The organism is Aeromonas sobria (genome assembly GCF_000820145.1).
Lineage (GTDB): Bacteria > Pseudomonadota > Gammaproteobacteria > Enterobacterales > Aeromonadaceae > Aeromonas > Aeromonas sobria.
Genome location: NZ_CDBW01000006.1, coordinates 1 through 13,879, shown reverse-complemented (window position 1 = coordinate 13,879; position 13,879 = coordinate 1). Strand labels below are relative to the sequence as shown.

Here is a 13,879-nt window from a genome sequence, read left to right as displayed (position 1 = left end):
GCCAAAGCAGCCCTATATCATATTAACGAGTACTGGTTGTGGTTCCGGTACCACGGCCGGCATCATCGCTGGAGTTGGCATTTGCAATGGCAACACCAGCAACAACCGCAGCACCTACACCAACGGCAACAATGGTGCCAGTCCCGATGGCAGCAGCACTGGCAGCACCAGCACCTGCGGCACCGGCAGAACCGGTGGATGCGGTAGCAGCAGCAGCTTCTTCAGCAGCCATCACACCATGAGAGAATGCCATGGCAGCAGCCAGAATCAGGGCGGTTTTTTTCATTTCATCTTTCCTTGTTTATTGTCTACTTGTGGCTCAAAGAAAATATGGCATGACAACAATGCTATTACCATATATCCCTTTACCAGCGCATTGCCATGTTCACAAAAAGTTAAGTAACTCATTGTAAACATAGATAATTGCAAATATAGCATACCATCGGGTCGCTATTATTGCACTGAAATACAGGTTGCATTCGAAAACTATTTTATGGTGGTGATAAAAAAGGTGCGCCATGAAGACGCACCCTGCATTCACCAATTGCGGTTATCCAAACAGAATGTCAGGCTTTTTCCTTGCTGCCATAACTGTATTGATAATATCCGTAGTTACCGTAATAACTGCTCGCCTTCTTTTCGACCGCGTTGAGCAAGATCCCCTTGATAGCGACCCCATTTTGCTCGAAGCGGCGAATGGCTACCTCCACCTCTTTGACCGCAGTCTTGGCGAAGCGGGCAACCAGCAAGGATGCGCCCACATGCTGACCAACGATGGCAGCATCGGTGACCGCCAGGATGGGAGGGGAGTCAACGATGACAAAATCGTAGTGCTCGCTCGCCCAATCCAGCAGCGCTTTGAAACGAGGGTGCATCAACAGCTCGGAAGGGTTGGGTGGCACGGTGCCACGGCAGACAAAATCAAGGCCATCAAACCCAGTCTGACTCACAACATGTGCCAGCTCTGTTTGACCCGCCAGATAGGCACTCAGACCGGCGCCCATCTCCTGCCCCATGACCTTCTGCATATAGCCTTTGCGCAAGTCGGCATCGATAACCAGCACCTTCTTGCCGCCTAGTGCCAGAGTGGCAGCAAAGTTGGTCGACACGAACGTTTTGCCAAGGCCCGGGCCCGGGCCTGAGATCATCACTATGTTGTTTTTGGCTTCCATCATGGCGAAGTGCAGACTGGTTCGCAGACTACGCAGTGACTCCATCGCCAGATCGGCCGGATTACGCGCAGCCAGCAACGCCTCGTTGAGGGGCATTGCCTGCCGCTGCCTCTTCTTCTGCTGCTGCTCGATGGTTGCCTGCTCAGCGGAATAGGGGATGGTGGCATAGACAGAAAGCCCCATCTCTTCCAACTGTTCCGGACTTTCCACACCACGGTGGAAGGCTGCACGCACCAGGATCAACCCCACCGACAACATGCCACCCAGCAGTGTCGCCAGTACCACGATCAGCGGTTTTTTCGGCTTGACGGCACGGGTTTCAACGGCGGCGTCATCGATGATCCGCACATTGCCGATGGTGCCCGCCTTCATGATATTGAGCTCCTGCTGCTTGTTGAGCAGCTGGACGAAGATCTCCTGACCCACCTGCACATCACGGGTCAGACGCAAAATCTCCTGTTGGGTTTTTGGCAGACGCTTGATCGACTTGTTGATCACATTTTTGGTATTCATCAAGGTCTGACGCTTTTCCATCAGGGCGATGTAAGCGGGGTGCTGGCGGGTATAGAGTTGCTGCAACTCTGCTTCCCGGAAGGTCAACTCATTGAGCTGCTTCTCGAGGCCCACCATGGTATCCAGTGCTGCTTTCGCTTCCAACGACAGATCGACCGACTCGTTCTGCTGACGATAAACATTCAACAGCTCTTCAGAACGATTCAGTTCATCTTTGACTTGAGGCAAATGGACTTGCAGGAAATCCAGGCTCTTCTGGGCCTCTTCAGTCTTGCGCACCACATTCTGCTGCAGATAGTTCTGGCTGATGTTGTCGAGCACCGCACGAATGCGGCCCTTGTCTTCCCCTTCCAGCGCCAGCGAGATGATCCCGGTATTTTTACCCTTTTCACTGACCTGAAGATCACGCTGCAACTCGGCAATCACATCCAGTACCGGTTGTTTGACCAGCGTGAAGACTTGACCCTCATCGGCAGCCACATCAGACAACAGCAGGGTGACGTCATCTTTCTCCAGCAGCTTGCCAAGCTGGCCTTCCAGCACCCGCCCCTCAACCTCGAGGGTAAAGTGTTTGTCTGCGTCAACAGTCAGCGTTAGCGGTGTCCCCAACAATTCAGGCGCCACTTCAAAGCGGCTCACCGCCATCTTGGGATAGGGATGCCCCATCAGTCGTGACAGGCCACGACCAACCAGCGGGAAGAAATTGGGCGTCACTACGGTATCGAGATGCAGCTCTTGTACCGTACGACCAAGCACCATACGAGAAGTCAGCAGCTCAATCTCGGCGGCGGCATCAGGCTGTTCACCGCCCAATACATCAGCCATGTCCCCGAGCAGCGCAGCACCACTGGCTTTTTTCTCCACCTGCAGCAAGGCGTTTGCCTTGAAGACCGGGGTCGCCAACAGGGCATATGCAACGCCAAGTACCATAAACAGAGCGGTGATCGTCACAATCCACCAACGGCCATCGATCAGGTAGCCCAGCAGGCGCCCCAGATCGATCTCGTCATTCTCCACCGCGGCACTGCTCTGCCGGGACGAAACAGAAGAAGTCGTCATTAAACACAATCCATTTTTATTGTCAGATACAACCCAAACACCACCAGACGCTGCGGATGTCGTTACAGTTTTTTCGCCCACCCATCGGCGCTACGCACCAACAGCTGGTAAACATGTTCGTAAGCTTCCCGGCTCAGACGATAGGGATCGGGCACTTCGCTCTCCCCCTGCCAGTGGCCAAACAACATGGTTTTGCCACGGGCTCCCGGGTCAATGGCCGTGACGGCAGAGATATGCCCTTTCTCCATCACCAGGATCAGATCGGCATCCTGACAGAGCTCGCGGGTCAGTTGGCGCGCCGAATGCCCCTCAAGGGAGAGACCATGCTGCTGTGCCACCTCGCTCGCGACCTTGTCGGCCGGCTTGTCAACCAGGGCACTGACCCCGGCAGAACTGACCTGACGGCCGGGCAAACGTTCGCGAAGCAGTCGTTCACCGGTTGGGGAGCGGCAAATATTGCCCACACACACCACAAGAATTTTTTCAAACATATCGCTGTCGCTCTTCTAAATAAAATCTGCAGCCACCGCCCCCCCACTACATGCATCTTCCCGAAGGGAGGCGGGTAGAGAGCATCGCCCCTGCCCTACCCTCCCCGTTCGTTACCATATCAAAGCAACAAACAACCGGAGATAAGGGAGGCATCAGCCCCCTCAATGCCATCTCCCAGAGGGAATGCGGCTACACGTCAATAAAGCGGGAGAGGTTAAGTAAAATCACTGCCTTACCAGTTGCGAACCCGCAGCATGCCTTCGGTCAGCTCGTTAAAGCCGTTGATGGAGGGCACCAGTTGACTCAACACGCGATTCCAGCGCGTCACCGGCGCCGTGGTGACATAGACCACGTCGTAAGGTTGCAACGCAAACTCGGTACCCATCACCAGCGCGGTGGCATCACTCAGGTCGAGCTGATAAATGGCGGCTTTCTCTTGCGCTTTCGCGGCGGGGCGCAATACGAAGATGCCAGTTGCATTGGCGGCATTCTGGTTAAGGCCCTCGGCACTGCTCAATGCTTCGGTCAGGCTCATCCCCTCACGGCCAATGGTCAGGGTCGATGCCTTGTTGACCTCACCCATCACAAAGACTTTCTGGGCATCGTTGCGCGGCACATAGAGCATGTCGCCGTCACGCATCAGCTGATTGTGAGAGAGATCCCCATACTGCAGCAGATCCTGCATGGAGAGCGGGAACTCCTTGCCCTGGCGGGTCATTACCACATGGTGCCAATCCGCGGTCGGGGTCAGCCCGCCAGCCAGATTGAAGGCATCGAGCAGGGTCATCGGCACATTGGTGACGGGCTGGGCACCCGGCTTGGTCACTTCACCGGAGATATAAACCTTCTGGGAGCGGAACGCCGCAATGCTCACATCCACCTGCGGGCTCTCGATATACTGGGCCAGACGCTTGGCGATATCGGTACGGATCTCGGCCACGCTTTGACCCACCACGGCCACCTTGCCGATATAGGGGTAAAAAATGGTGCCATCGGCGTGCACCCAGTTGCCCGCTTCGCTGGCACTGCGGTAAGAACCGGCCGGGATGGTCAACTCGGGGTGATCCCACACAGTGACATTGAGGATGTCGCCCACGCCAATGCGGTACTCATAACTGCTGATCTGGCTATTGAGCTCGGGGTTGGCCTTGCCCACCACCGGCGCCTTGCGCAACTGGCCTATCAGCGCGGGGGTAACCGGATAGACATCTGCCAGCTGATCAACATCAACGGAACCTGTAGCCACCTCGGTTTTGCCACTGGTGGAAAGATTGGTACCGGGCACCACAGTGCATGCACTGAGCAGGGCCACGGCCGACAACAGAGGAATGAGCTGAATCCTTTTCACTACCACACCTTATTAAGCTTGCCATCAAGAACTGAACGGAAAAATCGCCGTATGATAGCGGAAATTGCAGAAAATACTGAGAAAAATCGCCCAAGAGATCACTTATTTTCTCAAGAAATTTCGGTATACCGACTTGCGGATATCCCCTGGCAATAATCTTACCGGTACACGCACAAGAAGATTTTTACAAAGTTGTAATTCACTTATAAACCCAGATTTATAAAAACCCATCTGCGCAGAAACTTCTGAACAAGCGTATTTGAAACCACCACGCCGAATCTCCATCCCATTACCTGTTCTGGCATAAACAAGCACCTCAGGTATATTGGCCGTGAAAGCACCATTATTTATCATTCTCACCCATAACGCATAATCCTCATACAAATAGTTATCTTGATAACTACCCGCTTCCAGTATTTTAGATTTACGGTACATGACGGTCATGTGATTGAACGGATTCCGCGACTTTGCGTACTCAACAATCTCATCATGATTTATAGGTGGCTTACGATACGCGTGAATATCAGCTTTACTAGATTCAAATTCAGCAATGGCTGTACCAATAATATCGATGTTTTTTTGTAGCTTAATAAAATCAACTTGTGTTTTGAATCGCGCAGGGTGGCAAATATCATCACTATCAAATCGGGCGACCCACTCATGACTACACTCTAGCAGTCCGATTGACAAGGCTTTCCCCAAACCTACATTACTTACCAATTTAACATTTTTAACAGGCAATTTATTTGAAAATGATGAAATAACTGATTGTAACTCATCTCCTAACGGCCCATCCTCTACCAACACGACTTCATCAGGACTCACCACTGAATTCACAAGGCTATCCAGTGCTTCTTTTAAATCATTAGGAGAATCTTTGTGATACACAGACATCAAAAGTGAAAACTTCATTTTATATCACTTACCCTGTTTACTTGACACAATATTTTTAACAAAAAACAACAATGCCGGATTTATTAAGCAAAGAACTGCAATGACCAAGTACTGAAGCTTTTTCGTCAACAAAAAGGCGTTTTTATAATTCAATGCAGCCATGCGGTTTTTATTCATGACTTGAGCGTATGCACACATCAATTGTTCATTGACACTGAAGCGTAGCGCATCGTCCCCCGCAAGACTATATTTATTCTTGACGTACTCACACGCCAACTGTGTATTAATGGCTGACTTTGAAACAGATGATTTATTTGTTACGTATTGACAACGAGTCAATGGCTTCTCGATATAAAACATTCTTGTTTCTGGATGGTTTCGTGCCAGTCTAATAATAAACTCGTAGTCTTCTATCGCTTTCATCCGGCTGTCGAACATACCAGCGATGAGAAATAATGTTCTGCTGATAATGATGTTGGGAGCGCCACCAATGGGATTACTATCCAGTACTATCCCTTGTATCTCTTTAAATGTAGAAAACCGATTCTGTTTGGTTTGGTAACTAAAGCCTTCATTCTGCATGTCGATACAAGCAAGATGGTAAAACAAATCGCATTCTGAATTCTCAGTGATGGCTCTTTTTACGTCAACTAGTTTACTTGCAAGAAAACGATCATCATCATCCAAAAATAGCAGCCAATCATATTTGGCCCTCATCGCCCCCGTGTTTCTGGCAACAGATGGCCCCCCGTTCTCCGCTAATCGAACATAGGAGATTTCAATACCAAAGGTTGTTAGGTCGAGATCATAAATCTGCGTTGAACAATCATCCACGACGATCACTTCAAAAGCACAGCCACAATCATCGAGCTCAGTGATGGATGCCAGACTATCCATCAACTCATCTTTTCTATTATACGTTGGAATAACAATAGAAAACATTAATAGAACCTTTTCAATTGTCTAAATTTTGATTTGCAGGTGCGCAGCAATGCTCTTAATTTCGACCGTTTCCAGGACGACTGTTTGGCTTGTCGTTCTTGTTCAATCACACTTCCTGCCAAATCTTCTGGGTGATAAGCGACATTAGTAAGATATAATTTTTTAAATACACCAAGTGCACTCAAATAGTTCCAATCATCCGCTATATAAAAGGTGCGATCATAAGTACGCTTCAACTCTTTTGCCAAGTCATTTGAAACTACATAGCTGCATGTTCGATATATATATCTGGCACTATCATTCAGCTTCACAAACGAGACGTCATTCGACACATTGATTTGGTCCTTCACAGAACGAACCAACATATCCTGGCTGCTCAACCCTTCTTGCCCACCCAAGATATATAAATTCTTATCACCTAAAGATACAGCTCTAGACTTAAAGTACTCGATGACTGCAGAGATATTTTTAGATAGTTGAATATCATCTTCAAAAATAACTGCATAATCTACTGAGCTTTCAGCTATCGCCTGATATATCTTTTGATGACTCAATGTGCAGCCGATTTCTCCCAAACCGATTTGACGCCTATATCTGGATTGCACATCTTTATTATTGATAGAATCCACGACATCTTTTGGTAAAAATCGCCCATTAACGGCATCAATGAATTCAAAATGAATTTCTAATTCATTGAATTGTTCAATTATAGACTTTCGTCTAGTCGAGTTTTCCAGAGAGACAACATAAACAGATATATTATTCATACAATGCCTTTATTCCTGCTATCTGTAATTAAAATTAGACCCATCAATATCTGTGTCTGTTATTCTAATATGATGCAGTAAAACAACAGTCCAATAGTACATCACTTGATAAGGGTCAATTAAAGACAGGCCAGGAATGAATGTTATTATTGTAAACAGCCACCCCCACACCCCAAACTTTATTATCATATAAATATACAGAACTAATACCATTACCATACCGATAACTCCCATTTCACCGACAACAAGGGGAATTAACGCATGTGCATAGCCACCATCTTTATATGAAAAAACATAACCCCCAACAACCGGCCCAGCACCGAATATGAATTGTGTAAAAGTAACACTGTCAAATTTACTATAGAGTGACTCCATTATCTGAAGTTTGGTTTCAAGGCTACCATCATTCAAACCATGAAAATCAGAAATAAATATAACTAATAGCACGCTAGTTATCAATGTTATAAAGAGAGAAACTTTTATCGATAAACTTCTTATTTTAACGAAGTAGTAAGTACCATAGAATAGAACAGCCGCGATCATTGCTGCACGGCTGAATGAAAATATCACTACACAAATTGCAACTATTTCAGCAATATTTAATTGTCGATTTGACTGCTGGTTATTTTTTATAAATTTAATACAAAAAACTATCAACAATCCCATCAACCCAACATAGTTGGAATCAAAAAACATAACACTTGAATATTTAAAAGAATAAAAATAATCAAAGATTGAAAGTGAGCCTTCGTATATTGATGCTGCATCACTTTCAACTTTTTGCGCAGCATTAGAATCTAGCTGGGATACATTAAGCGCAGGGTAAGTAAATCTAAGGATTGTTTCAATAACCAGCAAAAAAAGGAAAAAGTAACAACCTAACTTACATACATTCAGTAATTGCTGTCGAGAAAGCTTATTACAAATGGAGTCAAACAACATATAGAAACATACTATATAAATAAAGTTCCCTATCGTTCTAGACAGTAACTCATCCGTAAAAAACTCAACCCAGAAAAGTAAGTAGATAATTTGGATTGTTGATAGCACGACCAACCATTTGACGTACCTTAAATTTACTTTAATCGTGGATGCCAAGCTCTTTATTAATAAAAAAAGTGAAAGGACTATAATTACCCGCAAAGGAATAAATCTACTTGCCCCATTAAACAAATAACCAATTTGTAGGCACAACGACATGGTCAATAGATATGCTAAAATAATTTCAAGCTTTATTCTCATAGATATTCCCCACGAGTTACATACCCCTTATGATTCAATGAAAATCATTAACGTTGATGCCTAAACATATTCTATTGTAAATATTGAGGTTACTACTGGCAGAAAACGAGCTAAATATTCCGTTTATGCTTCTTCGCATATTTAGCTCTAAATCTTTACCTTGACAGACATCTTCTATTGCAGTAATTAATTGAAGGGAATTATATGCTTTCGCCCCGGGGGTATATTTATCATAGTCAAAATAAAACTCCCTTTCCTTTAAATATTCATCTTTATCAAAAGCAAAGAAAATAATAGGTCGATCCAGTGCCATATAATCAAAATACATAGAAGAATAATCGGTAATCAAGCAGTCTGCTTGCGCCATCAACTCACAGGGATCTGATTTATTATTTGCCATTAAAATATGTTGATAATGCGACAAATCACACGCAATCTTTGTGGCAGGATGCAACTTGACGATCAGTTGTGCGTCAAATGTAGCCAACAATCGTTCTAAAGCATCGAAATCAATTCCTGATGAAGCAATAAAATCGCCACCAGAATCACGCCATGTAGGTGCATACAAGAAGGTGATACGTCGTTGTGCATCAGGGTTCACTGACGCGGTTTTGGCAAGCTCCTCAATTTTGGTCACCCGTGGATACTGGCTAATGACAATTTCTGCCTCACTTCTTAAACGAAAGGCGCTCTTAAACGAATACTCATAGACATACTGAGAAGGTGATAAGACCAGATTGTGGCGAATATGTGCGTGCGGGTGTTTGAAATGAGCAACAAGATTTGCGTTATGAAAAACATTAACCAGTGGTGGAGTCCTAATATCAAACTCAATCTTTTTTAGTGGGATGCCATGCCACAGGTTGACTTTATATGCTCCACCTGACGCATACCAGCAGATATCTCGGGTATAGGCAGCGTAGACATAAACTTTAGCCCGTAGCGCATAATACAACCCTTTGAATGAATGCCGCTGATATGCTTCACCGTATCTGGATGCTAATAGTACAGACTGCTCATCAGATGATATCCATATAGCTCTGATATCTTTATGCTCATGAATTACATATTCGAATAGATATCGACTATTATCATTATAAGTACCAAAGCTGCCAAAAACCCATATCTTTTTGTTTCTTAGGATTAAAAAAGAAAATCCATAAACAATGAACTGGAGACATCTTGAAACGATTTGCAATATAGTTTTCATATTAATTACGACACTTATTATACTCATTACAAAAGTAGTAAAATGAGCAAACACGAATGACCATAACCACAACCTCAACACATAGTACACTCAATACTACGTTATATGCATTGACATTATTGGTCGAGAATAGATAGCCAAGACTGCAAAGCTGAGCAACACCACCAATATATACACTTCGATTTACAATATCCAAGCGACCGATAGTAGAGAAGGCAGGATAACCAAAGTTGACACTAATAAAATTAATGACTGAGCATATTAGAAACATTCTTAGAATAGAGTATGCTGAAGCAAATTGCTCTCCATAAAATATCCGCAGTATATCTTCTGCAAAGAGATAACATACCGAGCAGCCCAGCATTAATGGCACCAACAAAATCAATACAAATTTATAGAGAGCCCTGATATCACCTGAGCGCGCCAGATAAGGGTAAAGAGCTTGACTCACGGGAGCGGTGACTCCCTGGCCCGCTTGGTAAAGCTTCTCAGCACTAGAATAAAGTGCCGCCTGCTGTATTCCACTGATGCTACCAACAATAAATGTACTTGCACTGGTATATAAACCGACAGCAGCTCTGGACAGAAAAAATGAGAAGCTATCCTTGAAAGCAGAAACTACCTGTGCCCAATCTGGTTTTTCAAGAGAGAGTCCCTCCTTATATAAAAGTATGAATCCAATTATTGTTGATATAATATTGCTAACTGCTAAACATAAAAGCACGATAGCAGTATCTGATTGTTCTTTTACTATTAATAAAATAGCGGTTACGTAAAATAATTTTGCAACAACCATGCTAGTGGTAACATTTTTCATCTTTTCAATCCCTTGGAAAAACCAAGTCAACTGAAACCCCTGAGAAAATATTATTGCAACAACAGCAATTAATATACTGACACCAAAATCAATGTCAGAGTAATAGCTATAAATAAGAACAGAAAGAGAAGATAGTACACATAGTAAAAGCTTAATGACGGTTACTGCACCTATGTATTTAGATATTTCTTTTTTATCATCCCGGTGTTTAGATATCCAATAGGTTCCTGACAAATTAAATCCAAAATCGGTCAAGATCATGGCGATACCACACATTGAAATCGTCATTACAACTAAACCGAAACCATCAACACTCAGAATTCGAGTTAGATATGGTAAAACCATCAGAGGTGCAACATAGTTTGCAAACTGCACTAATAGCAGATATCCAATATTTTTATATATTTTTTTTTGAGACACAAGGTATAACCTGTAATGAAAATATATAAAATACGCAATGCGTTAGTATTTATCTGACCGCACCACGTATTTAATATATCCACTAATATATGGACAACTCATACACCATCAAAAATAAACTCTGGATTAATAATAATACTACCTTTACGATAGAATACTATATCACCAGAATTATATTCATCTGTTGTGATAGCGTTAATAATTGGCCCTGCCCCTTCCTCAATCGACATCACATTCGGATTGTCAATTGAAAGCTTACCACGGAGTTTGGTATTAATTGCGCCAGGACAGATAGCGACTATATTGTAGCCATCCTTAGCCAATCCCTGAGTCAATTTTATCACCCCGGCCTTGGCTGCACAGTAAGATGTCCAATCCTTGTAGGCATTAAAGGCTGCCGTTGAGGCAATATTGACAATACGACACTGATGATTACTTTTCAGTGCCATACGAGAGACCAAATATGAACCGATCAGGTTTGTCTGAATATCATTTATCCATAACGCAGGATCTGATTCCACAACAAGACTTGAATATAACGACCCGGCACAGTTCACCACGACATCAAAGTGATGCGCAGCGAAATATTTCTCCACAGATTCCGGACTCGTCACATCCAGTTCAACTCTCGAAGGGGTATCCACCAGATAGTTGGCAAGCTCACTTAATCTGGATGATACGTGTTTGGCCAAATCCCCGTTACCGCCAGTAATCAATACGTTCATGATGCTGTTACATCCGGATTTTTTTCATCAAATTCATGTGTATCAGGCTCAGGGATTGGATGTACATCTACATCAACCAGTAATTTTTTATATTGCTCAAACACTCGCTTTTTCAAATCGGTCGAACTTACCCCAGCCCCATATGGGAAGTAAAACACTTTGACCCCAAGCTCTTTCAAATAATCATATTTTGGATACCAATCATCCCCGATCACAAAGACATCAACATTCAATTTCTTTACAGTATCTTTATGATTAAGTGTGCGCTGTGGAATAACCAGATCAGGGTCACGCAAACCAGAGATGATTGCAATCCGTTCTTCGAAGGGGACGATTGGCGGTTTTTTATAGCTTGATACGAGTTCATCTGTACTCACACCAACAATCAATGTATCGCCCAATCCACGCCCATAGTTAATCATTTTCAGATGATTATTATGAAATAAGTCAAATGTGCCAGAAACGTAAACAACCTTACTCATATACAACCGCCCTTATACACCAGATAATTATATTTTTCTTTGCTTTATATTAAAGGTATCAATATTTAAAGAACTACCGCCCCATCCCAAACAGCACAGTCTTGACAGTCAGTAGCAGGATCTTGATATCCAACAGCAGGCTTTGATGCTTGATATAGAAGATATCGTATTTATGCTTCCACACCCCATCTTCAATAGATGCCCCGTAAGGGTATTTAACCTGGGCCAGGCCAGTAATACCGGGCTTGACCGCATGGCGGAAACGATAATACGGAATGACAGTTTCCAGCTCTTTGATAAACACTTCCCGCTCGGGTCTTGGGCCAACCAGTGACATTTCACCTTTAAAGACGTTGATCAGTTGCGGCAGTTCATCAATACGGGTCTTGCGAATAAAACGGCCAACACGAGTGACTCGGGCGTCGTTCTTGCTAGCCCATTGAGCACCATTTTTTTCGGCATCATTTCGCATAGAGCGGAACTTGATTACGTCGAATTCTTGGTTGAACAGGCCAACCCGGGCTTGACGATAAAAGATGGGACCAGGTGATTCCAGTTTGATGGCCAGCGCAGCAAGCAGCCCAATGGGAATGGCAACCAGACTGAGCGCAATGGCAGAGACCAGATCCAGCGCACGCTTGACGATGCGATTGGATGGACGGGAGAGGATGGAGAAAGATTTCATGTGCAGGAAGTAGCCGCTGTGCAGCAACTCCACTTCAGTGCGGCCGAAACGACGATCCAGATAACTGACCAGCGGTTCAACGTAGGCGCCATATTTGGTGGCCAGCACCAGCATTGCGGCCAGTTCATCGGGAAGGTCACCACTCTTGTAATGCACAAGGGTTTTGCCTTTCAGGAGCGATAGATCTGTCACATTGAAGTTCAATTTGAACGGATAATCAGCAAGCACCCGTCCAATCAGCTTTTTGTCATTGTCACTGCAGTAAACATAAAGCTCATCACTTTTCATGTGAACCCGCTTAAGCTCATACACCAGATTACCAATATCCAGTGAATGGCTCTTGGCCGTCAACTGTTCATTCGCAGCAATCCCGAAGGCTGCACTGCTATCAATTTTATTATGCATTTCCCTTAAGCTCTCTTCATGTCGAAGCCCTGAGAAACAACCATTGAGGTGTGTCTAATCGGCATTCGACTGCCACGTAACGTAGATTTTTGTATTTCCCTCAAGCGACCTGTCGAAATGGGCCTCAGTGAGAAACGAACAAAGAAAAGAGATTGATTTTCATTTGAAAGCGAGAGACTGATCAGGAGTAGTGGGGCATACACGTCGTATTTGACGACGTCTGGCAGTAAAAACATTTCAATTTCAATCGATTGCCAACCAGTGGCACACACCTGGATGATCACACCCCAACGTTGCCACACTCTCTATCCCGTACCATATATCTGGGGACTACTGACGGTCCCTCTTTTATCGATATCATCGCTATCGCTAGCGCCGAACTGACTACAAACCTGTCAATTGCGGGCTAAAAAACAAACCAATCTATAAAAAAAACAATGGCTACCGCCCCTGAGTTACAGCTCCCAGTGTGCATGAATTTCTTCATATTGTGAAAGGCATCAATAAATAGATGTGTAATTTGCGATACCTTATAGCCAGCAAGAAGGGCGACAAAACAAGTCGCTATTCCAGCAAATCGTTATAGCTCCGCTCACATTGCGCCGTTCTTTTGCGCAAAAATATAGGATATTTCCGAAATGGCGGAGATGAATTCTACCTGTGGTTCGTCGAAATGAGTAGCCAATCTAAATAACTGATCATAAAA

General features: G+C 44.5%; 13 protein-coding genes. All 13 read right to left on the bottom strand.

All coding sequences use genetic code 11. The features are described 5' to 3' along the window. Positions 1–22: 22 nt before the first annotated feature. The gene (locus tag BN1135_RS02610; protein ID WP_042018643.1) at positions 23–286 is read right to left on the bottom strand and encodes a hypothetical protein; all 264 of its coding nucleotides are present in this window, start codon (positions 284–286) and stop codon (positions 23–25) included. Between the two features lie 280 nt (positions 287–566). Further along, positions 567–2,744: a polysaccharide biosynthesis tyrosine autokinase gene (locus BN1135_RS02605; protein ID WP_042018642.1), complete on the bottom strand. Its 2,178-nt coding sequence runs from the start codon at positions 2,742–2,744 to the stop codon at positions 567–569. 62 nt (positions 2,745–2,806) lie between these two features. Next, positions 2,807–3,235, bottom strand: a complete 429-nt coding sequence (locus BN1135_RS02600) for an arsenate reductase/protein-tyrosine-phosphatase family protein (RefSeq protein WP_042018640.1) — start codon at positions 3,233–3,235, stop codon at positions 2,807–2,809. Positions 3,236–3,468: 233 nt separating this feature from the next. After that, the gene (locus tag BN1135_RS02595) at positions 3,469–4,584 is read right to left on the bottom strand and encodes a polysaccharide export protein (protein ID WP_139245033.1); all 1,116 of its coding nucleotides are present in this window, start codon (positions 4,582–4,584) and stop codon (positions 3,469–3,471) included. A gap of 102 nt (positions 4,585–4,686) precedes the next feature. Continuing rightward, on the bottom strand, positions 4,687–5,496 hold the full coding sequence (locus BN1135_RS02590; RefSeq protein WP_042018637.1) for a glycosyltransferase: 810 nt from the start codon (positions 5,494–5,496) through the stop codon (positions 4,687–4,689). 6 nt (positions 5,497–5,502) lie between these two features. Continuing rightward, entirely contained in the window at positions 5,503–6,420 is a 918-nt protein-coding gene (locus BN1135_RS02585) for a glycosyltransferase (RefSeq protein WP_042018636.1), read from the bottom strand. Further along, positions 6,420–7,187, bottom strand: a complete 768-nt coding sequence (locus BN1135_RS02580; protein WP_042018634.1) for a glycosyltransferase family 25 protein — start codon at positions 7,185–7,187, stop codon at positions 6,420–6,422. The genes BN1135_RS02585 and BN1135_RS02580 overlap by 1 nt, the downstream gene beginning before the upstream one ends. A gap of 18 nt (positions 7,188–7,205) precedes the next feature. Continuing rightward, positions 7,206–8,429 (bottom strand): hypothetical protein, encoded by a 1,224-nt coding sequence (locus tag BN1135_RS02575; protein WP_042018633.1) that lies wholly within the window; start codon positions 8,427–8,429, stop codon positions 7,206–7,208. Positions 8,430–8,463: 34 nt separating this feature from the next. Then, positions 8,464–9,639, bottom strand: a complete 1,176-nt coding sequence (locus BN1135_RS02570; protein ID WP_042018632.1) for a CDP-glycerol glycerophosphotransferase family protein — start codon at positions 9,637–9,639, stop codon at positions 8,464–8,466. Position 9,640: 1 nt separating this feature from the next. Continuing rightward, entirely contained in the window at positions 9,641–10,876 is a 1,236-nt protein-coding gene (locus BN1135_RS02565; RefSeq protein ID WP_042018631.1) for an oligosaccharide flippase family protein, read from the bottom strand. Positions 10,877–10,974: 98 nt separating this feature from the next. Further along, the gene (locus tag BN1135_RS02560; protein ID WP_042018630.1) at positions 10,975–11,601 is read right to left on the bottom strand and encodes an SDR family NAD(P)-dependent oxidoreductase; all 627 of its coding nucleotides are present in this window, start codon (positions 11,599–11,601) and stop codon (positions 10,975–10,977) included. After that, on the bottom strand, positions 11,598–12,083 hold the full coding sequence (locus tag BN1135_RS21300; RefSeq protein ID WP_082186730.1) for an FAD synthase family protein: 486 nt from the start codon (positions 12,081–12,083) through the stop codon (positions 11,598–11,600). The genes BN1135_RS02560 and BN1135_RS21300 overlap by 4 nt, the downstream gene beginning before the upstream one ends. Positions 12,084–12,156: 73 nt before the next feature. Continuing rightward, positions 12,157–13,173: an exopolysaccharide biosynthesis polyprenyl glycosylphosphotransferase gene (locus tag BN1135_RS02550; protein WP_052443808.1), complete on the bottom strand. Its 1,017-nt coding sequence runs from the start codon at positions 13,171–13,173 to the stop codon at positions 12,157–12,159. Positions 13,174–13,879: the final 706 nt, after the last annotated feature.

Coding starts and splice junctions, on each gene's coding strand:
- BN1135_RS02605 (WP_042018642.1), bottom strand. CDS start 2,744: ATGACGACTTCTTCTGTTTCGTCCCGGCAGAGCAGTGCCGCGGTGGAG.
- BN1135_RS02600 (WP_042018640.1), bottom strand. CDS start 3,235: ATGTTTGAAAAAATTCTTGTGGTGTGTGTGGGCAATATTTGCCGCTCC.
- BN1135_RS21300 (WP_082186730.1), bottom strand. CDS start 12,083: ATGAGTAAGGTTGTTTACGTTTCTGGCACATTTGACTTATTTCATAAT.
- BN1135_RS02575 (WP_042018633.1), bottom strand. CDS start 8,429: ATGAGAATAAAGCTTGAAATTATTTTAGCATATCTATTGACCATGTCG.
- BN1135_RS02560 (WP_042018630.1), bottom strand. CDS start 11,601: ATGAACGTATTGATTACTGGCGGTAACGGGGATTTGGCCAAACACGTA.
- BN1135_RS02550 (WP_052443808.1), bottom strand. CDS start 13,173: ATGCATAATAAAATTGATAGCAGTGCAGCCTTCGGGATTGCTGCGAAT.
- BN1135_RS02570 (WP_042018632.1), bottom strand. CDS start 9,639: ATGAAAACTATATTGCAAATCGTTTCAAGATGTCTCCAGTTCATTGTT.
- BN1135_RS02580 (WP_042018634.1), bottom strand. CDS start 7,187: ATGAATAATATATCTGTTTATGTTGTCTCTCTGGAAAACTCGACTAGA.
- BN1135_RS02610 (WP_042018643.1), bottom strand. CDS start 286: ATGAAAAAAACCGCCCTGATTCTGGCTGCTGCCATGGCATTCTCTCAT.
- BN1135_RS02585 (WP_042018636.1), bottom strand. CDS start 6,420: ATGTTTTCTATTGTTATTCCAACGTATAATAGAAAAGATGAGTTGATG.
- BN1135_RS02590 (WP_042018637.1), bottom strand. CDS start 5,496: ATGAAGTTTTCACTTTTGATGTCTGTGTATCACAAAGATTCTCCTAAT.